The organism is Nocardioides sp. Leaf374 (assembly GCF_916862475.1).
GTDB lineage: Bacteria > Actinomycetota > Actinomycetes > Propionibacteriales > Nocardioidaceae > Nocardioides > Nocardioides kribbensis.
Genome location: NZ_CAKASO010000003.1, coordinates 59303 through 80805, shown reverse-complemented (window position 1 = coordinate 80805; position 21503 = coordinate 59303). Strand labels below are relative to the sequence as shown.

The following is a 21503-nucleotide window of genomic DNA, read 5'->3' as shown; positions in this document are numbered from 1 at the left end:
GTACCGGTCGGGCCGGCCCGGCCCGTTCCTGACCGGTCGGACGGCTGGCGGTGTCCGGAGGCGCTCACCCGTCGGGGTGACGACACCATGACCGCCGTCACGTGACGTGCGTTACACGATCGTTACCCCTCCGCCTTGACCCCTCGATTGCGTAAGCGCTTTCATTCATCACGCCCCGGACGCTCGGCAGTGGTCTGGGTCACGACCCAGAGAGGGAGCACCCCATGCGCTCACGCACCATCCGACACGCCAGTGTGGCGGTCGTCCTGGCCGCCGGCCTGGTCCTGGCCGGCTGCGCCGAGGAGGAGTCCACCGAGGTCCAGTCCGCCGGTGGCACCTCGCCCGGCGAGGGCAAGGCCGAATGCGAGCAGCTGACCCAGTTCGGTGACCTCACCGGCACCAGCGTCAGCGTCTACACCTCGATCATCGCCCCCGAGGACGCCGCCCAGAAGAAGTCCTACGAGCTCTTCACCGAGTGCACCGGCGCCGAGATCGAGTACGAGGGCTCCAGCGAGTTCGAGACCCAGCTCAAGGTGCGCGTGCAGGGCGGCAACGCCCCCGACATCGCCTACATCCCGCAGCCGGGCCTGCTGGCCAGCCTCGTGCGCGACGACGACGCCGTCGTCGAGGCGCCCGACACGGTCGCGGAGAACGTCGACCAGTGGTGGGGCGAGGACTGGAAGACCTACGGCACCGTCGACGACACCTTCTACGCCGCCCCGCTGGGCGCCAACGTGAAGTCCTTCGTGTGGTACTCCCCGAAGACCTTCGCCGACAACGGCTGGGAGATCCCCGAGACCTGGGACGACATGATGGCCATCACCGAGGACGCCGTCTCCAAGGGCATGAAGCCCTGGTGCGCCGGCATCGAGTCCGGTGACGCCACCGGGTGGGTCACCACCGACTGGCTCGAGGACTCGATGCTCCGCGAGGTCGGCCCCGACGTCTACGACCAGTGGGTCAACCACGAAATCCCCTTCGACGACCCGCAGGTCGCCGCCGCGCTCGACCGCGTCGGCAGCATCCTCAAGGACGAGGAGTTCGTCAACGGCGGCCTCGGCGACGTGAAGTCCATCGCCACCACCGCCTTCCAGGACGCCGGCTACCCCGTCGTCGACGGCGAGTGCGTCATGCACCGCCAGGCCAGCTTCTACGCCGCCCAGTGGGAGCCCGGCACCGACGTGTCGGAGGACGGCGACGTGTTCGCCTTCTACCTGCCCACCGTCACCGAGGACTTCGGTCGTCCGGTGCTCGGCGGCGGCGAGTTCGTGGCGGCCTTCGACAGCCGTCCCGAGGTCCAGGCCTTCCAGACCTACCTGTCCTCCGACGTGTGGGCCAACGAGAAGGCCAAGGCCACGCCCGACGGTGGCTGGGTCACCGCCAACACCGGTCTCGACATCTCCAACCTGAGCAGCCCGATCGACATCCTGTCGGCCGAGACGTTCCAGGACCCCGACGCCGTCTTCCGCTTCGACGGCTCCGACCAGATGCCCAGCGCCGTCGGCGCCGGCTCCTTCTGGAAGGAGATGACGGCGTGGATCACCGGTCAGAGCACCGCTGACGCGCTGACCAACATCGAGGAGTCCTGGCCCGCCTCCTGAGGTGAGCCACCGACGTCGGGCCGCGGGCCGCGCCCGCGGCCCGACGTCGACCCCGCCCCGGCTCCCGGGGCGCCCAGAGCCGGCCGGCGCACAGCGTCGAGCCCCAGGTACGGCGTGACCAGGCGGACGAGCCCTCGGGGGCCCGACGCGGTCACCGACAGGAACGGTGAGACGTGACCACCTCCGACAAGCTCCTCCACATGCTGATCGCCGTCGTGCTGTTCTTCGGCGTGATGGCCCTGATCCTCCTGGCCACCCAGCGGCTGCGCTCGCGCCGCGGTGAGCGCGTGCAGGCGGCGGCCTTCCTCGGCCCCTCCCTGCTCCTCGTCGCCGTGGGCCTGCTCTACCCCGCGGTGCTGACCGTCTGGCAGTCCTTCCACGGCCCCAACGGCGAGGAGTTCGTCGGGCTGGAGAACTACGTCACGGTCGTCACCGACAAGGAGCAGCTGACCGTGCTGCGCAACACCGCCCTGTGGGTGGTGCTGACCCCGCTGCTGGCCACCGGCATCGGCCTGGTCTACGCCGTCATCATCGACAAGTCGCGCTTCGAGAAGGTCGCCAAGGCGCTCATCTTCCTGCCGATGGCGATCTCGCTGGTGGGGGCCTCGATCATCTGGAAGTTCGTCTACGACTACCGCCAGACCTCCGCCGACCAGATCGGCCTGCTCAACCAGGTGCTCAAGAGCCTGGGCTTCGACACCTACCAGGTGCTGCTGACGGGCCCGTGGAACACGCTGTTCCTCATCGTCATCATGGTCTGGGTCCAGGCCGGCTTCGCCATGACGATCCTCTCGGCCTCGATCAAGGCCATCCCGGAGGACATCGTCGAGGCCGCGCGGCTCGACGGCGTCAACGGCCTCAAGCTCTTCCGCCACATCACCGTGCCGAGCATCCGGCCCTCGCTGATCGTCGTGCTGACGACCATCAGCATCGCCACGCTGAAGGTCTTCGACATCGTGCGCACCAGCACGGGCGGCAACTTCGACTCCAGCGTGCTGGCCTACGAGTTCTACCGCCAGTACTTCGTCGCGGGCAACGAAGGGCTGGCGACCGCGCTGGCCGTCGTCATCTTCATCCTCGTGACGCCCATCGTCATCTACAACATCGTTCAGATGCGCAAGCTGGAGGCCCGATGACCACCGCCACGCCCCTCGTCGGCACGCCCGGCACCCCCGGGACCGGGAGCGACCAGCCCGTGGTCCCGGCGTCGACCGCGGCCAAGCAGCAGCTCACCAACCGCTGGGCCTCGCTCGCAGCGGTCGTCATCGCCGCGCTGTGGACGGTGCCGACCTTCGGGCTCTTCATCTCCTCGCTGCGCCCCGAGGGCGAGGTCAAGGGCAGCGGCTGGTGGAACTTCTTCACCGACCCCAACGTCACCCTCGACAACTACAAGCAGGTCATCAACGGCGCCGACACCGACCTGGCGACCTACCTGGTCAACTCCGCGGTGATCACCATCCCGGCCGTGCTCATCCCCATCAGCCTGGCGACCCTGGCCGCCTACGCGTTCGCCTGGATGGACTTCAAGGGCCGCGACGCGCTCTTCGTGGCGATCTTCGCCCTCCAGATCGTGCCGATCCAGGTCACGCTGATCCCGCTGCTCTCGCTCTACGTCGAGCCGCCGTTCAACCTGATGCCGCTGGCCGGCCGCGACGCCCCCGGCGGCGGCTTCTACACGATCTGGCTCTCCCACGCGATCTTCGCGCTCCCGCTGGCGATCTTCCTGCTGCACAACTTCATGCGCGAGATCCCCGGCGAGCTCATCGAGTCGGCGCGCGTCGACGGCGCCGGGCACGTGCAGATCTTCACGCGCATCATGCTGCCCCTGATGGCCCCGGCCATCGCCGCCTTCGGCATCTTCCAGTTCCTCTGGGTGTGGAACGACCTGCTCGTGGCCCTCGTCTTCGGCGGCGGCAACCTCGACATCTCACCGCTCACCGTGCGCCTGGCCGCCCTGGCCGGTCAGCGCGGCGAGGACTGGCACCTGCTCTCGGCCGGGGCGTTCGTGTCGCTGATCGTGCCGCTCGTGGTGTTCCTGTCGCTGCAGCGCTACTTCGTGCGCGGGCTGCTGGCCGGCAGTGTCAAGGGGTGACCTCACCCCGCGCGACCTGAGCCAGCCACTGGTAGGAGGCCTTCGGGGTGCGGGTCTGGTCCGCCGGGTCGATGTGGACCAGGCCGAAGGTCTTGGTGTAGCCCTCGGCCCACTCGAAGTTGTCCAGCAGCGTCCACACGACGTAGGCGCGCACGTCGGCGCCGGCCGCGCGGGCGCGGTGGGTGGCGGCGAGGTGGCCGCGCAGGTAGTCGATGCGGTCGTCGTCCTGCACCACCCCGTCGACGCGCTCGGCGTCGGCGCAGGCGGCGCCGTTCTCGGTGACGAGGATCGGCAGCCCGGTGCGGCGGTGGGTCTCGACGAGCAGCTCCTCCAGCCCGTCGGCCACGACCTCCCAGCCGATGTCGGTGCGCGGCTCGCGCACGACCAGGTCGAAGTCGCCCACCCCCGGGTACGCCGCGCCCTCGGGGTGCGGCGGTCGGCCGGGCACGACCAGGTCGGGGCGGGTCGGGGTGTAGTAGTTGACCCCGAGCCAGTCGGCCGAGCCCTGCACGAGCTCCAGGTCGCCGGGCCGGACGAGCTCGGGGTCGGCGAGCTCCGGCGCCACGGCGAGCACGCTCTCGCCGTACTCCCCGTCGACGAGGGGATCGAGCCACACCCGGTTGCGCAGCGCGTCGATGCGCTCGGCCAGCGGCTCGGCCTCGGGCCGCTCCGGCCACACCGGGGCGAGGTTGAGCACCGTGCCGACGTCGACGGCGTGCGCGGCGCGGATGCGCTCGGCGGCCAGGGCGTGGCTGAGGTTGAGGTGGTGCACGGCGCGGTGCGCGCCGCCGCCCTCGCGGCGACCCGGGGCGAAGACGCCCGCGGCGTGGCCGAGGTAGGCGGTGCACCACGGCTCGTTGTGGGTGGCCCAGACCCCGACACGGTCGGCCAGCCGGTCGGCGACGACCTCGGCGTAGTCGGCGAAGGCCTCGGCCGTGGTGCGCACCAGCCAGCCGCCCTCGTCCTCCAGGGCCTGCGGCAGGTCCCAGTGGTAGAGCGTCGCGGTCGGCACGATCCCGCGCTCCAGCAGCGCGTCGACGACGCGGTCGTAGTGGTCCAGCCCGCGGGTCTCCACGCGGCCGCGGCCCTCGGGCTGGATGCGGGGCCAGGCGATCGAGAAGCGGTACCACCGCACGCCCAGGCCGGCCACGAGGTCGGCGTCCTCGAGGTGGCGGTGGTAGGAGTCGCACGCGGTGGCGCCGCTGCTGGCGTCCTTGATCGTGCCGGGGCGCGCGGTGAAGGTGTCCCACACCGACGGGCCGCGGCCGTCGACGTCGACGGCGCCCTCGATCTGGTAGGCCGCCGTGGCGGTGCCCAGCTCGAGCACCGACCCGTCGGGCAGGCGGTGCGGGAGGCGGGCTGCGGTGTCTGCCGGGCGCGGGTCCACTGTGCTCATGGCCACACCGTACGGCCCGCCACCCCCGGACCGGCAGGACGGCGCCGATGACCGGCATCCACGACCTCGCCCGCGAGGTCGGTGTCTCGACCGCCACGGTCTCGCGCGCGCTGCGGGGGCTGCCGCGGGTCTCGGAGTCCACCCGCGAGCGGGTGCTCGAGGCCGCGGTGCGGCTGGGCTACGTGCCCTCCCCGCACGCGGTCGGCCTGGCCAGCGGGGGTCAGACCCGCTCGGTGGCGATCGTCGTGCCGTTCGTGACCCGGTGGTACTTCGCCGCGGTCGTGCACGGCGCCGAGCAGGTGCTGCGCGAGCAGGGCTACGACCTGCTGCTCTACAACCTCGCCGGCGACTCCGCGGCGCGGCACCGGGTGCTGCGGACCCAGGTGCTGACCAAGCGCGTCGACGCCGTGCTGGTGGTCGGGCTGGGTCCGACCGCCGAGGAGGTCGCGGCGATGCAGCGGCAGGGCAGCCCCGTCGTGACCCTGGGTGCACGGGTCGAGGAGTGGTCGAGCGTGAGGATCGACGACGTCGAGGCGTCGCGCACCGCGATGCGTCACCTGCTCGACCTGGGCCACCGCCGCATCGCCTTCGTCGGGGGTCTGGGCGAGGACGGCCTCGACTTCACCACGCCGACGGCGCGGCTGGAGGGCTACCGCTCCTCGCTGCGCGACGCCGGGCTCCCGCTCGACCCCGCGCTCGAGCTCGACGGTCGCTTCACCCTCGACGGCGGGGTCGACTGCGGTCGCGCCGTCGCGGCCCTGGGCCACCGTCCCACCGCGGTCTTCTGCGCCTCCGACGAGATGGCGATCGGGCTGATGAGCGCGCTGCGCGAGTCCGGGCTGCGCGTGCCCGAGGACGTCTCGGTGGTCGGTGTCGACGACCACGAGATGGCGCGGTTCTTCGACCTCACCACGGTGCGTCAGCCCGTGCACGAGCAGGGCCGCATCGCCGCCCAGCAGATCCTGCGGTCGCTGGGGGCCGCCGACGGGCCGGGCGAGGTCGTGCCCGAGCACGTCGAGCTCGCCACCGAGCTGGTCGTGCGCGCCACCACCGCCGCGGTGTGAGCGACCGGGCGGCCCTCAGAGCCGGCGGATCACCTTGGCCGGGTTGCCCACGGCCACGACGTCGGCGGGCAGGTCGCGGGTGACCACGGAGCCGGCGCCGACCACCGTGTTGGCGCCGATGGTGACGCCGGGGCACACGATCGTGCCGCCGCCGAGCCAGACGTTGTCGCCGATGGTGATGGGTCGCGCCCCCTCCCACTTGGCGCGCCGCGGCTCGGCCTCGACGGGGTGGGTGGGGGTGAGCAGCTGGACGTTGGGTCCGATCTGCACGTCGTCGCCGATGACCACCTCGGCGACGTCGAGGCAGACGAGGCCGAAGTTGACGAAGGTGCGGGCGCCGATGCGGGTGCGGTAGCCGTAGTCGACGTGGAGCGGGGGGCGGATCTCGGTCTCCGCGCCGATCGCGCCGAGGAGCTCGACCAGCAGGGCGCGACGCTCCCGCGCCTCCGAGGGCGGCAGGTGGTTGATGCGGTGGGCGAGGTCGCGCGCGGCGAGGCTCTCGCGCTCCAGGTCGGGGTCGTCGGCGATGTAGGGGTCGCCGGCGAGCATCCGCTCGCGCATCGAGCGGTTGTCGGGGAAGGACGGGTCGGGCAGGGCGTCAGGCATGCGCCGATGCTTCCACGCCGTCGGTCAGCGCATCGAGTAGGTGGCCATCGAGACCGCGACGTAGTGGCTGGCGAAGGCCAGGATCGTGAAGGTGTGGAAGACCTCGTGGAAGCCGAACCAGCGCGGCGAGGGGTTGGGCCGCTTGAAGCCGTAGACCGCGCCGCCGAGGGTGTAGAGCACCCCGCCGGCGGCCACGAGCACCAGCACGCCGATGGCCATCGACGTGCCGAGCTGCTCGGTGGCGCCCTCGATGAACCCGGGGATGAAGAACACCGCGGCCCAGCCCATCGCGATGTAGATCGGGGTGTAGAGCCAGCGCGGCGCGTCGGTCCACAGCACCCGGAAGCCGACGCCGAGCAGGGCGGTGGACCAGATGGTCGTCAGCAGCACGACCTGTTGCGAGCCGTCGAGCAGGATCAGCGTCAGCGGGGTGTAGGAGCCCGCGATGAGGATGAAGATGTTGGAGTGGTCGAAGCGGCGCAGGAAGCCCCAGACGGCCGGCGACCAGGTGCCGGTGTGGTAGATCGCCGAGACGGTGAACAGCAGCAGCGCGGAGCCGGTGAAGACGGCCGAGCCGATCTTCGTGGTCTCCGTCGGCGACAGCACGACCAGCACGATGCCCGCGGCCAGGGTCAGCGGGGCCGTGCCGAGGTGCAGCCACCCGCGCAGCTTCGGCTTGATGTCGGCGAGGGTCTCGCTGATGGTCTCCTGCACCGAGTCGACCCTCGAGCGCACCGCCTGGGGGATGTGCTGGTCCATGGCCCGACAGTACCGGCCGGCACGTCGACCCGCCGAAGCCAGGACGCCTGGTCGGCGAGGCGGTGACCACCGCCCCGACGGCGCTAACCTTGTCCGGTGGCGGACTGGAAGCGCGGGCTCAGGAGCGTGCTCTACCCGGCCTATGAGGCGCGGGTGCTGCGGCGCATGCCCGCCAACCTGCCCCAGCACGTCGGGGTGATGCTCGACGGCAACCGTCGGTGGGCCCGCGCCGTGGGTCGCGACACCGCCCACGGCCACCGAGCCGGGGCCGCCAACATCGAGCCGCTGCTCGGCTGGTGCGACGAGGTCGGCATCGGCGTCGTCACCCTGTGGCTGCTCTCCACCGACAACCTCAACCGGCCGCCCGACGAGCTCGAGCCGCTGCTGGAGATCATCGAGGAGGCCGTGGCCTCCCTGGCCGACCAGCAGCGCTGGCGGCTGCACCCGGTGGGCGCGCTCGACCTGCTGCCGGCGGCCACCGCGGAGCGGCTCAAGGCGGCGCAGGAGGCCACGCGCGAGGTCGACGGCATGCTGGTCAACGTCGCCGTGGGCTACGGCGGACGGCGCGAGATCGCCGACGCCGTGCGCTCGCTGCTGCTCGAGCACGCCGAGCGCGGGACCTCGCTGGAGGAGCTCGCGGCCCAGCTGGAGGTCGACCACATCTCCGCCCACCTCTACACCAAGGGCCAGCCCGACCCCGACCTCGTCATCCGCACGAGCGGCGAGCAGCGGCTCGGCGGCTTCCTGCTGTGGCAGAGCGCGAAGTCGGAGTTCTACTTCTGCGAGGCCTACTGGCCCGACTTCCGCCGCGTCGACTTCCTGCGCGCGATCCGCGCCTACGCCCTGCGCGACCGCCGCCACGGCTCCTGAGGCCGACCTGCCCGACGCCCGCCCGGCGGCGACGGCGGGGCGCCTGCGCGTCCGCCTGTCCCGGCCCGGTGACGTTCACGAGCGCGTCACGGCGTGTTGCCTCGAAACCGGTCGGCGGGGGGCTACTTTCGCAAGCATCGGCGGGTGGGGAAGCCCGCCGTACCAGGAGGCCCGATCGTGCTCACCCACGACTGCACCACGCACGGCTCGTCGCCGTGCGCGGACGGAGGCGGGCACTCCCGCCTGCGGGTTCCTTCCCGGTCCATCCGTGTGAAGTAGGACCGCGGCGAGGAGTGCGCGCGGCGGTCCGTGAGGGGTGTCCCGTGCCGTCTCAGGCCCAGCAGTCGCAGCAGTCCCCCGGATCCACCCGCACCCGCCGCAAGGCCCCCGCCCGCGCCGCGGCGCCGGCGGTGCGTACCTACGTACTCGACACCAGCGTCCTGCTGGCCGACCCCGGTGCCCTCAAGCGCTTCGCCGAGCACGAGGTGGTGCTCCCCGTCGTGGTCATCACCGAGCTCGAGGGCAAGCGTCACCACCCCGAGCTGGGCTACTTCGCCCGCACCGCCCTGCGCACGCTCGATGAGCTGCGCATCCTCCACGGCCGCCTCGACGAGCCGGTGCCGGTGGGGGAGGAGGGCGGCACCCTGCGCGTCGAGCTCAACCACACCGACGCCAGCTCGCTGCCCTCGGGCTTCCGCCTCGGCGACAACGACACCCGCATCCTCGCCGTCGCCCACAACCTCTCCACCGAGGGCCTAGCGGTCACCCTGGTCTCCAAGGACCTGCCGCTGCGGATCAAGGCCTCGGCGGTCGGGCTCGACGCGCAGGAGTACCGCGCGGAGGCGATCAGCGACTCCGACACCGGCTACTCCGGCATGGCCGAGCTGGAGGTCGCGGCCAGCGACCTCGACGAGCTCTACGACGACGGCGTCGTCGACCTCGACGCCGCGCGCGACCTGCCATGCCACCAGGGTCTCGTGCTGCTCTCCGACCGCGGCTCCGCGCTCGGCCGCGTCGGACCCGACAAGCAGGTCCACCTCGTGCGCGGCGACCGGGAGGCGTTCGGTGTCCACGGCCGGTCGGCGGAGCAGCGGATCGCGCTGGAGATGCTCCTCGACCCCGAGGTGGGCATCGTGTCGCTCGGCGGCCGCGCCGGCACCGGCAAGTCGGCCATGGCGCTGTGCGCGGGGCTGGAGGCGGTGCTCGAGCGCGGCCAGCACAAGAAGGTCGTGGTCTTCCGCCCGCTCTTCGCCGTGGGGGGCCAGGAGCTCGGCTACCTGCCCGGGTCGGAGTCGGAGAAGATGTCGCCCTGGGGCCAGGCGGTCTTCGACACCCTCGGCGCGATGACCTCGCGCGACGTCATCGACGAGATCCTCGACCGCGGCATGCTCGAGGTGCTCCCGCTGACCCACATCCGCGGCCGTTCGCTGCACGACGCCTTCGTCATCGTCGACGAGGCGCAGTCGCTGGAGCGCAACGTGCTGCTCACGGTGCTCTCCCGCATCGGGGCCAACTCCAAGGTCGTCCTCACCCACGACGTCGCGCAGCGCGACAACCTGCGGGTCGGGCGCCACGACGGGGTGGTGGCGGTGATCGAGAAGCTCAAGGGCCACCCGCTCTTCGCCCACGTCACGCTGACGCGCTCCGAGCGCTCGCCCATCGCGGCACTGGTCACCGAGATGCTGGAGAACGTCACGCTCTGACGGCCCCAGGTCCTCGCCCCTCACCGGCCCCGCCCACCCCGGGGCGGGGCCGGTGTGGCGGCGGAGGTCTGCTGTGACGCATGTGGCGAGACCCGCGCCACCTTTGTCCACCACCGTGGCGGTTCGGTTTGCGTGCCCCTGGATGGTCATGCAAGGTGGACGGCGTTCGTCACTCGTGATCCACCGGGGCAGACCGCCCGATCGCGTGACCAGAGCATCGGCCCGTGTCGTCTACCCGTGAGTCCATCGCCTTGTCGAAGCACGTGAAGTACGTCCCGAAGCACCGCTCGGTTCCCGCGCCCTCGCGCGTGGCCCAGGTGCCCCGCCAGGCCCTGCGCAGCACCGTGGTCCTCTCCTCGTTGGCCGTCGCGGCCACCGGCGTGAGCGTCGCCGGCGGCGTGGTCGGGTCCGACCCGGCCGTGAGCGCCGCCGACTCCGTGAGCGCCGACGCCGCCTCGCCGGTCGCGGCGGCGGTCGACCCCGACGACGCGACCGCCGGCGTCGAGCTGGTCACCGGCAGCGCCGTGCTCGAGGAGCGCCAGCCCGCCGTGTCGCGCTCCGCCGACCGCCGCGTCGCCAGCGACCCGGCCAAGGTCGCTGCGCTCTCGGCCGACGAGGGCCCGGCGCTGACCCGCACCGAGGACATCGCCGACCTCGACCCGCGCTCGATCGCGCAGTCGCTGATGGGCGAGTTCGGCTTCTCCTCCGACCAGTTCGGCTGCCTCGACTCGCTGTGGACCCGCGAGTCGAACTGGACCGTGAACGCCGACAACCCGACCTCCTCGGCCTACGGCATCCCGCAGGCGCTGCCCGGCGAGAAGATGGCCTCCGCCGGCGCCGACTGGGCCACCAACCCCGCCACGCAGATCCGGTGGGGGCTGGGCTACATCCAGGACCGCTACGGCAGCCCCTGCGGCGCCTGGGCCCACAGCGAGAGCGTCGGCTGGTACTGACCGGCGCGTCGGCCGCCACCGGTCGACGTCAGGACCGCGGTGCGCTCACGCGTCGTGGACGAGCTGCACGCCTCGGGCGACGGCCGCGGTCAGCACGCTGTAGGCGCCGAGGACCCCGAGCACCCACCCGGCCGCGGTGAAGACCGGGTCGCCCTCGACGGCGTCGACGGTCAGCGCGCCGAGCACGAGGGCGATCACGCCCAGCACGAGGTAACCCAGGCCGAGCGACGTGCGGTAGCGGGGGCGGGGCTGCGTCTCGGTCTCCACGCCCGCAGTGTGGCCGACCCACGGCGTCGCGCCGCGCAGCCGCGCCCGGCTGCGACGAGGTGGTGCGGCGTTGCGCTCAGCGGCCTTGTGGACGCCGTGCGGGCGGTCGGAGGATCGCAGCAGCGCCGGGTCGCCGACCTGGCCCTGCCCGAGAGGACACACCGTGGTCGACGCTGACACCACCGACGCCACCACCACCGGCCCCCCTGCGGCCATTGCGCAGGCCCTCGCCGACGCCGACCGCGACCTGGGCCGGCTCGACGCCGCTCTGGCCGAGCTCACCGACGGCGACCTGCACCGCGCCCACCGCGACGGTGGCTGGACGGTGGCCCAGGTCGTCTCGCACATCAACATGTGCGCGATCCTGTGGCTCGGCGACATGCGACGCCTCGAGGCCGACCCCGAGCTCGACTTCTTCTTCCGCGAGGAGGTCGGTCACGACCTCACGGGCTACCCGCCGCCCACCATCGACCTCGCCCGTGGGCAGCTCGCCCGCACCCGGCGCACCCTGGCCACCGCCGGTGCGGTGGTGCCGGCCGAGCTGCTCGCACGCACCGTCACCATCCCCGACCTCGGCACGATGACGGTCGAGGAGTGGACGCCGCTCATCGTGGGCCACGCCTCCGGCCACACCGAGCAGGCCTTCGAGATCATGCGCGACCGCGGCTTCGCGCCCGAGGGCGTCTGATGCGCGCCGCGGTGCTGACGGGCCTGGAGACCGTCGAGCTGCAGGAGCGCCCCGAGCCCGAGGCCCGCCCCGGGTGGGTCGTGCTCACGATCGAGGCGGCGTCGCTGTGCGGCACCGACGTCCACCAGTACGACGGGCGCATCGACACCCCCTTCCCCCGGGTCCCGGGCCACGACTTCTCCGGCCGGGTGCTAAGCGTGGGCGAGGGCGTCGACGAGTCGTGGGTGGGTCGGGCCGTCGCGGTGAAGCCGTCGCTGCCGTGCGGCGACTGCCCCGAGTGCCACACCGACAAGCCCTTCGACTGCAAGAAGAAGAAGCTCATCGGCCTGTGGTCCGACGGCTGCCTCACCGAGCGGATCGCCGTGCCCGTGGTGAACCTCATCCCGCGTCCCGACGGCGTCGAGGCCTGGCAGGCCGCGCTCCTGGAGCCGCTGGCCGTCGGTCTCAACACCGTCGACCGGCTCCGGATCGTGCTGGGCGAGAGCGTGGTCGTGCTCGGGCAGGGCCCGATCGGGCTCGCGCTGACCCGCCTCTGCGCGCTCTCGGGCGCAGGCCGGCTGATCGTCACCGACGCCCGGGAGGCGCCCTTCGCGGTGTCGCGGGCCTACGGCGCGAGCGACTGCATCGACGTCACCCGGACCGACGCGACCCAGGCGATCCTCGACCTCACCGACGGCGCGGGCGCCGACATCGTCATCGAGACCAGCGGCTTCCCGGCGTCGTCGGCGATGGTGCTCGACGCGGTGCGCAAGGAGGGCAAGGTGGCGCACATCGGCTGGGCCAACGACCTGCCCCCGTTGCCGGTGATCCCGATCATGGCCAAGACCCTCACGGTCTACGGCGTGGGCGGCAACGGCGGGCGCGGGCAGTACGAGCGCAGCCTCGAGCTGGTGCGCTCCGGGCGCATCGACCTCGACCCCGTGGTGACGCACCGCTTCGGCCTCGACCAGATCGAGGAGGCCTTCGCGACCGCGGCCTCGAAGAGCGACGGCGCGATCAAGGTCGTCGTCACGCCCTGACCCGCCCCGACCCGCCCTGCTGTCGCCAGCGCGACGGCCGCGCCGCCCCGAGACCCTCGGGGCGGCGCGGCCGTGGGGGCGGGGCTCAGCCCGCGGCGCGCTTGTAGGGGTCGGGCGGGAACCAGCCACGGTCGACCACGGCCTGCGACCACCCCGAGAGCCGCTCCAGGAGACCGTCGAGCTCCTCGCCCAGCGCCTCGACGACCCGCTGCTCCCCGCGGTCGGTGGCCTCCTCGACCTCCTCGCGCAGCGCGCGGCCGGCCTCGGTCAGGCGCCCGTCGGCCACCAGGCCGCGCGCGGTGAGCGAGGCGGTCGCCGCCTCCATCTGCTCCGGGGACCACCCGCGGCTCGCGGTGTAGGCCAGCGGCTCCCAGCCCACCCACAGCTCGGTCAGCACGTTGGCCTCCACGCCGTCGAGGCCGGCGCCGGCGAGCGCCGCCAGGTGCCCGTCGCCGCGGTGCTCGCGCAGCAGGTTGCAGCCGTGCCACAGCCGGGCCAGGCGGTCCTCGGGCCAGCCGGCCCCGAGCAGCCCGGCGAACATCGGACGCCCCGGCAGCGGCGCGGCCGCGACCGCCCGCTCCAGCAGCGCCAGGACCTCGTCGAGACCGTCGGGGTCCTCACCCAGCACGGCCGCCAGGGCCGCCGAGGACCCCGCGGCGCGGGCGGCGCGCATCTGCGCCAGCGGCAGCGCGGCGCGCCCGGCGTCGTAGAGCCCGCTCACCAGGCCGGGCTCGAAGACCCCGAAGGACGAGACCGCGACCATGGCCTCGGGCTCGCCCAGGCTGCTGGAGCGGCCCCACACGTAGCCGAGCAGGAAGTCGAGGCCGTGCGCGGCGTAGGCGTCGTAGGCCGGCTCGCTCCAGTAGCAGACCGCGGCCAGCGGCTCGATGGTGTCGCGCAGGCGGCGGGCGGGGGTGCTCCACCCGACGTCGTGGGTGGTGCCCTCGCGGGGCGTGAAGAAGGCGGCTCGGGCCTCGGCGTAGTCCATGACGTGATGATGGCCACAGCAGGGGCCGCTCGGCCATGGCTGGGGGCCAGGTGTGCACGGATCGGTCAGGTGGGTGCGCAGGCCGGATAGTGACCCCGCGGGGGCCCGACCAGACTGCGGGAGGACGCACCGTCCGGCGGTGCGTCCTGCCGTCCCGACCACGCGGCCGCGAGGCCGCTCGGAAGAAGGAGCCCGCGTGACCGGCGCCCCCCGCACCCCCGTCGAGCTGGTCGAGGTCGGCCCGCGCGACGGCCTGCAGAACGAGGACCGCGCGCTCCCCGTCGAGACCCGGGTGGCCCTGGTCGAGCGGCTGCTCGACCTCGGGCTGCGGCGACTGGAGGTCGCGAGCTTCGTGCGCCCCGACCGGGTGCCGCAGATGGCCGGGGCCGAGGAGCTCCTCGCCGCCCTGCCCGACCGCAGCGACGCGACGTACGTCGGGCTGGTGCTGAACCGCCGTGGGGCCGAGCGCGCGGTGCTCACCGGCTGTCACGAGCTCAACATGGTGGTGCCGGTGACCGACACCTTCGCCGTGCGCAACCAGGGCGCCGACACCGCGGCCCTGCTCGAGCAGGCCCGCGACGTCGTGAGGATCGGCCACGAGGCGGGCCGCACGGTCTCGGTCACCCTCGCCGTGGCCTTCGGGTGCCCCTTCGAGGGCGATGTGCCCGCCGCGCGCTGGCGCGACGTCGTCGACCGTGCCCTCGACCTGGGCGCCGACGAGCTGGCGCTGGCCGACACGGTCGGCGTCGGCGTGCCCACGCAGGTCGAGGAGCTGGGCTCCCACGTGGCGCAGGACGCGCGCGCCGCCGGGCTGCGCTTCCACTTCCACAACACCCGCAACACCGGCTACGCCAACGCCTGGGCGGCCACCGGGCTGGCGCTGCGCGAGGGCGCGCGCGTGGCCCTCGACGCCTCGATCGGCGGCTTCGGCGGCTGCCCGTTCGCGCCCGCCGCCACCGGCAACATCGCCACCGAGGACCTGGCCTGGCTGCTGCGGCGAGGCGGGGTCGACGTCGCGGGGCCGGCCCGGCTCGACCAGCCGGCCGCCGCCGAGGTGGCGCGGTGGCTCTCGCAGCGGCTCGACAGCCCCGTGCAGGGCCTGCTCGTGCCCGCCGGCGACTTCGGCGGCCCGGCATGAGCGCCGCCGGACCGGACCGCGAACGGCCCCTGGCCGGCCTGCGGGTCGTGGAGCTGGGCAACTTCATCGCCGCGCCGACGGCGGGACGGCTGCTGGCCGACTTCGGCGCCGAGGTGGTCAAGATCGAGCGCCCGCGCACCGGCGACGAGCTGCGCAACTGGCGCCTCTACGCCGGCGACACCTCGATGCTCTACCGCACCATCAACCGCGGGAAGCTCTCCGTCGAGCTCGACCTGCGCACGCAGGAGGGGCGCGACACCGTGCTCGACCTCGTCGCCCGCTCCGACGCCCTGGTGGAGAACTTCCGCCCCGGCACCCTCGACCGGTGGGGCCTGGACGCCGCGACGCTGGAGCGCGTCAACCCCGAGCTCGTGGTGGCCCGTGTCTCCGCCTTCGGCCAGACCGGGCCGCTGTCGGCGCGGCCGGGCTTCGCGGCGGTCGCCGAGGCCTTCGGTGGCATGCGCGAGCTGGTCGGGGAGGCCGACCGTCCGCCGGCACGGGTCGGGGTCTCGATCGGCGACTCCATCGCCGGCCTCTACGCCGCCTTCGGCGTCGTGATGTCGCTCTTCGACCGCGAGCAGCGCCGCCGGCTGGCCGCGCCCGCGGTGGGCCCTGCCGCGCGCCACATCGACGTCGCGCTGCACGAGGCGGTGTTCTCGATGATGGAGTCGCTGGTGCCCGACTACAGCGCCCACGACGTGCTCCGCGAGCGCACGGGCGGGCGCATGGAGGGCATCGCCCCCTCCAACGCCTACCGGTGCGCCGACGGCCAGTCGGTGGTCGTGGCCGGCAACGCCGACGGCATCTTCGGGCGCTACATGCGCGCCATCGGCCGTCCCGACCTCGCCGAGGACCCCGGGCTCGCGCGCAACGCCCAGCGCTGGCAGCGCCGCGAGGAGCTCGACGGGGCCATCGAGGCGTGGACCGGCACCCTCGACCGCGCCGAGGTCCTCGCGCGCCTCGAGGAGGCGGGCGTGCCGGCCGGGCCGATCTACCAGGCCGACGACATCGTGGCCGACGAGCAGTACCTCGCCCGCGACATGGTGCAGTGGCGCCCGGTCGACGTCGGCGGCACCACCCGCGAGGTCGCCTTCCCGGGGATCGTGCCCGTGCTCGGCGAGCGCTCCCTGCCGCTGGGCGAGGTCGGGCCCGACCTCGGCGAGCACACCCACCAGGTCGTCGCGGGTCTGCTCGGGCGACCCTGCCCGTGCCGCGCGTGCACCGCCGAGGCAGAGTGCGACCAGCCCGACCCCGCCACCGGATCCCAGGAGACAGCGTGACCAGCACCCCCGAGCAGGCCACCGACCGCGGCGACGTCCCGAGCGGCCCCGACGGCCCCGAGGCCACCCGCGGCGTCGACGTCGAGACCCTGCGGCAGGTCTCCCAGCGTGTGCTGTGGCTGGCCAGCGCCATCGTCGACGCGGCCAACCGCGGTCGTCCCAACGACACCGGGGTGAAGGTGGGCGGCCACCAGTCGTCGTCGGCCTCGATGGTCGACATCATGGTGGCGCTGTGGTTCCACGGTCTCGACCACCGCGACCGGGTCTCGGTCAAGCCCCACGCCTCGCCGGTGCTCCACGCGGTCAACCACCTCCTCGGGGACCTCGACGCCTCCTACCTGCCGACCCTGCGCGAGCGCGGCGGCCTCCAGGCCTACCCGTCGCGGTCCAAGGACCCCGACACCGTCGACTTCTCCACCGGGTCGGTCGGCATCGGGGCCACCGCCACGCTGTGGGCGGCGATGGCCCACCGCTACGTGCGCTCGCAGTTCCCCGGCTCCACCCCCGAGGCGGGCCGCTTCATCAGCCTGCTCGGCGACGCCGAGCTCGACGAGGGTGCGATCTGGGAGGCCGTGGCCGACCCCCAGGTCGCCAGCCTGGGGGAGCTGCTGTGGGTGGTCGACCTCAACCGGCAGTCGCTGGACCGGGTCGTGCCCGACATCCAGATCCAGCGGCTCGCGGCGATGTTCGAGGCGGCCGGCTGGCAGGTGGTGACCCTCAAGTGGGGCCGCCGCATCGGCGAGCTCTTCGCGCGCCCCGGCGGCGAGGCGCTGCGCCGGCGCATGGAGTCGATGCCCAACGAGGAGTACCAGCGGCTGCTGCGCGCCGACTCCTCCGAGCTGGCCGCGCGCGTGCTGGGCGACCAGGGCGACCCCGCGCTGCGCGACCTGCTCGCCGCGGTGCCCGCGGCCGAGCTGTCGGCGGCGGTGCGCGACCTGGGCGGCCACGACCTCGGCCTGCTCGTCGACACCTTCGCCGCGGTCGACGACCACCGGCCCACCGTGGTCTTCGCCTACACCGTCAAGGGGCGCGGCCTGCCCACCGAGGGCCACCCCAACAACCACTCCGTGCTGCTCAACGCCACCCAGATGCAGGCCCTCGCGGAGGCCTCCGGCACGTCCCTGGACGACCCGTGGGTCGGCTTCGCCCCCGACTCGCCCGCCGGTCGCCTCGCGGCCCGCCGCGCGGCCGACCTGGCCCGGCCGCCGGTCTCCGAGGTGGGCCGGCTCAGCGTGCCCGCCGAGCTCGGCCACGAGCACCGCAAGCCCGTGTCGACGCAGGCCGCGCTCGGTCGGCTCCTGGCCGACCTGGTGCGCGACGCGCCCGAGACCGCCGCCCGGGTCGTCACCTGCAGCCCCGACGTCGCCTCGTCGACCAACCTCGGCGGCTGGATCAACAAGACCGGCGTGTGGTCGGTGGCCGAGCGGCGCGACTGGTTCGCCGACGACGCCGAGCGGCTGCTGCGCTGGTCGGAGTCGCAGAGCGGTCAGCACATCGAGCTGGGCATCGCGGAGGTCAACACCGTCGGCCTGCTCGGCGAGCTCGGCGCCACCTGGTCGCGCTGGGGGGAGCGGCTGATCCCGATCGGCACCTTCTACGACCCCTTCGTGGGGCGCGCGCTCGAGCCGTGGTCCTTCGGCCTCTACGCCGGCGGCCAGTCGATCCTCGTCGGCACCCCGTCGGGGGTCACGCTGGCGCCCGAGGGCGGCGCCCACCAGTCGGTGTCGACACCCTCGATCGGCCTCGAGCAGCCGGGCTGCGTGGCCTGGGAGCCGGCCTTCGCCCACGACCTGGAGTGGTGCGTGCTGCGCGCCATGGACCAGGTCGGGCGCCCCGACGGCACCTCGGCCTACCTGCGCCTCTCGACCCGACCGGTCGACCCGGCGCTGGCGCGGGTGCCGGAGGACCCGGAGGGGCGCGAGCGGCGTCGCCGCCAGGCCGTCGCCGGCGGCTACCGCATCACCGACCACGACCCCGCGACGGAGCAGGTCACCCTGGTCGGGGTGGGCGCGGTCATGCCCGAGGTGCTCGCCGCGGCGACGCGGCTGGGCGAGCGCGGGATCGTGGCGGGCGTGGTCTGCCTGACCAGCCCCGACCTGGTCTGGCGCTCCTTCCAGCAGCGTGGCGACCGCGAGGGCGGCACCGGCTCGGGCGTGCTCGACCTGCTGCTGCCGCCGGGTCACCCCGCCCCGCTGGTCACGGTGCTCGACGGCCACCCCCACACCCTGGCCTTCCTCGCCGGTGCGCGCGGCGACCGGATGCGCTGCCTCGGGGTCTCGCAGTTCGGGCAGTCCACGAGCCTGCCCGACGCCTACGCCCTGCACGGGATCGACGTCACGAGCATCGCCTCGGCGGCCCTCGACCTGCTGGGCCGCTGAGGCGGCGCCTGCCTCGGGGGTCTGCGCGGCCTGCTCGCGGTCGGGCTTCACCGTCTCGCCTACGATGCGTGACGACGGTCACGGGGAGGTCCCCGGCCGGGGGAGGGACGACGTGGGCGACTACCTGACCACCGCTCCGGTGGTGCACACCACCAGCTTCGAGGAGGCCCGGGAGGCCGTCACGTCGGTCTACCTGCCCCACCGTCTCGAGGGCGGCAGCGACGTGCTCGACATGCGTCTCAACGCCGTCACCGACCGTCACCTCACGCTGGGCTACCTCACCTACCAGGCCGAGACAGAGCTGTGGATGCCGCCGACCGACGTGTGCTACCACGTCAACCTCGACCTGGTCGGGGAGACCTGGGCCTCGCGCGGCGGCCGGTCGAGCGCCCACACCCGGCCCCGGCGCGGCGGCACGGTGCTCACCCCCGACGTGCAGACCACGGTGCGGTGGTCCCACGACGCCGAGCAGCTCATCCTCAAGATCTCGCGGGCGGGCCTGGAGTCGCACCTCGCCGACCTGCTGGGCCGTCCGGTGGTCGACGTCGTCGCCTTCGACCTCTTCCTCGACCTGGAGTCGGCGGCCGGGCAGTCGCTGCTGCGCTCCGTGCAGTTCCTGGCCATCGAGCTCGACCGGCCCGGTGGGCTCGCCGACAGCCCGCTGGCGCGCCGCCAGCTGGAGTCCTACGTGCTGACCCAGCTGCTGCTGGCCGGGCGCCACCAGTACACCGACGACCTCACCGGCCGCGACGACCGGGCCCGGCTGGGACGGCTGGCGCCCGTCGTACGCCACATCGAGGAGCACGCCCACGAGGCGCTGACCCCCGAGGTGCTGGCCCGGGTGGGCTGCGTGAGCGTCCGCACGCTGCACGCCGCCTTCCAGGAGCAGCTGGGCGAGTCGCCCATGGCCCACGTGCGCCGGGTGCGCCTGGCCAAGGTGCGCGCCGAGCTGCTGGCCAGCGACCCGCTGGAGACCCGCGTCACCGACGTGGCCACGCGCTGGGGCTTCTTCCACCAGTCGCGCTTCGCCCAGCAGTACCGCGCGCAGTTCGACGAGCTGCCCAGCGCCACCCTGCAGCGCTGAGCCCACCCAGGGGCCGCGCTGCGCTGAGCGGCCGGGGGCGGGCGCGCAACGGATAGTCGGCCCGCCGCCGGGCCGCCTAGCGTCGTGACGACGGCCGGCGTCGGAGCCGGCCCCCGACCACGGGAGTCCACGTGAGCGAGTCCGGCGACCTCGAGACCTTCCAGCTCTTCATCGACGGCGAGCGGGTCGACGCCCTGTCGGGCCGCACCTTCGAGTCGACCAACCCCTACACCGGCCGCCCCTGGGCCGTCGTGGCCGACGGCGGGCCGGAGGACGTCGACCGGGCCGTGGCCTCCGCACGCGCGGCCTTCGAGGGCGAGTGGGGAGCGCGCAGCGGCTTCGAGCGCGCTGCGGTCATGCGCGACATCGCCGCCGCGATCACCGCCAACGCCGAGCGCCTGGCGCTGCTGGAGGTGCGGGACTCGGGCAAGCTCATGCGGGAGATGCGCGGCCAGCTCAAGGGCCTCGGCGCGTGGTACCTCTACTTCTCCGGCCTGGCCGACAAGCTGGAGGGCAAGACCGTGCCGGCGCTCGCTCCGCAGACCTACTTCGGCTACACCGTGCGCGAGCCGGTCGGCGTCGTCGGCGCGATCACGCCCTGGAACAGCCCCCTGCTGCTGCTCACCTTCAAGCTCGCGCCGCTGCTCGCCGCCGGGTGCACCGCGGTGGTCAAGCCCTCCGAGCACGCCCCGGCCTCGACCGTGGCCTTCGCCGAGGTGCTCCACGAGGCGGGCCTGCCCGCCGGGGTGCTCAACGTCGTCACCGGCTGGGACCGCTCCACCGGCGAGCGCCTGGCCGCCCACCCGGGCGTGGACAAGGTCGCCTTCACCGGCTCCACCGCGACCGGGGCGAAGGTGGCCCAGGCCGCCGTGGCCAACATCAACAAGGTCACCCTCGAGCTGGGCGGCAAGTCGCCCCAGGTCGTCTTCGCCGACGCCGACCTCGACGCGGCGGCCAACGGCCTGGTGGCCGGGGTCTTCGCGGCCACCGGCCAGACCTGCATGGCCGGCTCCCGCCTGATCGTGCACGAGTCGGTCAAGGACGAGCTCGTCGCCAAGGTCGTGGCCCGCGCCGAGAGCATCGTGCAGGGCGACCCGACCGACGCCGGCACCGAGATGGGGCCGGTCGCCAACCGCCCGCAGTACGAGAAGGTGCTGGGCTACCTCGACGGCGCCCGCGAGGAGGGGTGGACCATCGCCACCGGCGGCGGCCCCAACGACGACCTCGGCGGTCTCTTCGTGCGCCCCACCGTGGTCGTCGCGGAGCCCGAGGCGACCATCGTGCGCGAGGAGGTGTTCGGGCCCGTGCTGTCGGCCTACACCTTCAGCGACGAGGACGAGGCCGTGCGCCTGGCCAACGACACCCCCTACGGCCTGGCCGGGGCGGTCTGGACCAAGGACGTGCACCGCGCCCACCGGGTGGCCGGCAGGCTGCGGGCGGGCACGGTGTGGATCAACGCCTACCGCGTCGTGGCGCCCAACATGCCCTTCGGCGGCTTCGGGATGTCGGGCATCGGTCGGGAGAACGGCAGCGACGCCGTGGGGGAGTACCTCGAGGACAAGTCGGTCTTCGTGGAGCTCACCGGCGGCACCCGCGACCCCTTCCAGCTGGGCTGAC

Annotated in this window: 19 protein-coding genes; 14 read left to right on the top strand and 5 right to left on the bottom strand. The window is 73.4% G+C overall.

Annotation, left to right across the window (positions count from 1 at the left end; genetic code table 11):
- Positions 1 to 224 precede the first annotated feature (224 nt).
- The 3 genes from LPA27_RS02340 (at position 225) to LPA27_RS02330 (ending at position 3693) form a co-directional block, all read left to right on the top strand.
- Entirely contained in the window at positions 225 to 1601 is a 1377-nt protein-coding gene (locus tag LPA27_RS02340; protein ID WP_056862186.1) for an ABC transporter substrate-binding protein, read from the top strand.
- A gap of 173 nt (positions 1602 to 1774) precedes the next feature.
- The gene (locus LPA27_RS02335; RefSeq protein WP_082499881.1) at positions 1775 to 2737 is read left to right on the top strand and encodes a carbohydrate ABC transporter permease; all 963 of its coding nucleotides are present in this window, start codon (positions 1775 to 1777) and stop codon (positions 2735 to 2737) included.
- Positions 2734 to 3693 (top strand): carbohydrate ABC transporter permease, encoded by a 960-nt coding sequence (locus tag LPA27_RS02330; protein ID WP_056862187.1) that lies wholly within the window; start codon positions 2734 to 2736, stop codon positions 3691 to 3693. Before LPA27_RS02335 ends, LPA27_RS02330 begins: the two co-directional genes overlap by 4 nt.
- Here the strand turns inward: LPA27_RS02330 and LPA27_RS02325 are convergent.
- Positions 3683 to 5089 carry a GH1 family beta-glucosidase gene (locus tag LPA27_RS02325; protein WP_228941363.1) on the bottom strand — a complete coding sequence of 469 codons (1407 nt, stop codon included), beginning with the start codon at positions 5087 to 5089 and terminating at the stop codon, positions 3683 to 3685. The two genes, LPA27_RS02330 and LPA27_RS02325, sit on opposite strands and share 11 nt — an antisense overlap.
- Before the next feature lie 47 nt (positions 5090 to 5136).
- Between LPA27_RS02325 and LPA27_RS02320 the strand changes: the two genes are divergently transcribed.
- Positions 5137 to 6153, top strand: coding sequence for a LacI family DNA-binding transcriptional regulator (locus LPA27_RS02320; RefSeq protein ID WP_228941362.1), 1017 nt, complete (start codon positions 5137 to 5139; stop codon positions 6151 to 6153).
- Positions 6154 to 6168: 15 nt separating this feature from the next.
- On the opposite strand, the gene LPA27_RS02315 is transcribed toward LPA27_RS02320, so the two are convergent.
- Positions 6169 to 6759, bottom strand: a complete 591-nt coding sequence (locus LPA27_RS02315; RefSeq protein ID WP_056862190.1) for a sugar O-acetyltransferase — start codon at positions 6757 to 6759, stop codon at positions 6169 to 6171.
- Positions 6760 to 6783: 24 nt separating this feature from the next.
- Entirely contained in the window at positions 6784 to 7518 is a 735-nt protein-coding gene (gene trhA, locus LPA27_RS02310; protein WP_056862191.1) for a PAQR family membrane homeostasis protein TrhA, read from the bottom strand.
- 96 nt (positions 7519 to 7614) lie between these two features.
- Between trhA and LPA27_RS02305 the strand changes: the two genes are divergently transcribed.
- The 3 genes from LPA27_RS02305 to LPA27_RS02295 all read left to right on the top strand — a co-directional run bounded on the left by LPA27_RS02305 (position 7615) and on the right by LPA27_RS02295 (position 11044).
- Entirely contained in the window at positions 7615 to 8388 is a 774-nt protein-coding gene (locus LPA27_RS02305) for an isoprenyl transferase (RefSeq protein WP_056862192.1), read from the top strand.
- A gap of 323 nt (positions 8389 to 8711) precedes the next feature.
- Entirely contained in the window at positions 8712 to 10091 is a 1380-nt protein-coding gene (locus tag LPA27_RS02300) for a PhoH family protein (protein WP_056862193.1), read from the top strand.
- 224 nt (positions 10092 to 10315) lie between these two features.
- On the top strand, positions 10316 to 11044 hold the full coding sequence (locus LPA27_RS02295) for a lytic transglycosylase domain-containing protein (RefSeq protein ID WP_228941361.1): 729 nt from the start codon (positions 10316 to 10318) through the stop codon (positions 11042 to 11044).
- Positions 11045 to 11089: 45 nt separating this feature from the next.
- On the opposite strand, the gene LPA27_RS02290 is transcribed toward LPA27_RS02295, so the two are convergent.
- The gene (locus tag LPA27_RS02290; protein WP_228941360.1) at positions 11090 to 11311 is read right to left on the bottom strand and encodes a hypothetical protein; all 222 of its coding nucleotides are present in this window, start codon (positions 11309 to 11311) and stop codon (positions 11090 to 11092) included.
- A 163-nt stretch (positions 11312 to 11474) separates the two neighbouring features.
- Here LPA27_RS02290 and LPA27_RS02285 point away from each other — a divergent pair, with 163 nt between their 5' ends.
- Together LPA27_RS02285 and LPA27_RS02280 are read left to right on the top strand one after the other, a co-directional pair.
- Entirely contained in the window at positions 11475 to 11999 is a 525-nt protein-coding gene (locus tag LPA27_RS02285; RefSeq protein WP_056862196.1) for a DinB family protein, read from the top strand.
- Positions 11999 to 13018: a zinc-dependent alcohol dehydrogenase gene (locus LPA27_RS02280; protein WP_056904732.1), complete on the top strand. Its 1020-nt coding sequence runs from the start codon at positions 11999 to 12001 to the stop codon at positions 13016 to 13018. The genes LPA27_RS02285 and LPA27_RS02280 overlap by 1 nt, the downstream gene beginning before the upstream one ends.
- Positions 13019 to 13103: 85 nt before the next feature.
- Here LPA27_RS02280 and LPA27_RS02275 read toward each other — a convergent pair whose 3' ends face one another.
- The gene (locus LPA27_RS02275; RefSeq protein WP_056904731.1) at positions 13104 to 14006 is read right to left on the bottom strand and encodes an SCO6745 family protein; all 903 of its coding nucleotides are present in this window, start codon (positions 14004 to 14006) and stop codon (positions 13104 to 13106) included.
- 196 nt (positions 14007 to 14202) lie between these two features.
- On the opposite strand from LPA27_RS02275, the gene LPA27_RS02270 reads away from it, so the two are divergent.
- The 5 genes from LPA27_RS02270 (at position 14203) to LPA27_RS02250 (ending at position 21502) form a co-directional block, all read left to right on the top strand.
- Positions 14203 to 15144, top strand: a complete 942-nt coding sequence (locus LPA27_RS02270) for a hydroxymethylglutaryl-CoA lyase (protein WP_056862199.1) — start codon at positions 14203 to 14205, stop codon at positions 15142 to 15144.
- Positions 15141 to 16424 carry a CaiB/BaiF CoA transferase family protein gene (locus tag LPA27_RS02265; RefSeq protein WP_082499884.1) on the top strand — a complete coding sequence of 428 codons (1284 nt, stop codon included), beginning with the start codon at positions 15141 to 15143 and terminating at the stop codon, positions 16422 to 16424. Before LPA27_RS02270 ends, LPA27_RS02265 begins: the two co-directional genes overlap by 4 nt.
- Entirely contained in the window at positions 16421 to 18802 is a 2382-nt protein-coding gene (locus LPA27_RS02260) for a transketolase-like TK C-terminal-containing protein (RefSeq protein WP_228941359.1), read from the top strand. Before LPA27_RS02265 ends, LPA27_RS02260 begins: the two co-directional genes overlap by 4 nt.
- Before the next feature lie 112 nt (positions 18803 to 18914).
- Positions 18915 to 19886 (top strand): AraC family transcriptional regulator, encoded by a 972-nt coding sequence (locus LPA27_RS02255; protein WP_228941358.1) that lies wholly within the window; start codon positions 18915 to 18917, stop codon positions 19884 to 19886.
- A 131-nt stretch (positions 19887 to 20017) separates the two neighbouring features.
- Positions 20018 to 21502 carry an aldehyde dehydrogenase gene (locus LPA27_RS02250; RefSeq protein WP_228941357.1) on the top strand — a complete coding sequence of 495 codons (1485 nt, stop codon included), beginning with the start codon at positions 20018 to 20020 and terminating at the stop codon, positions 21500 to 21502.
- Position 21503 lies beyond the last annotated feature (1 nt).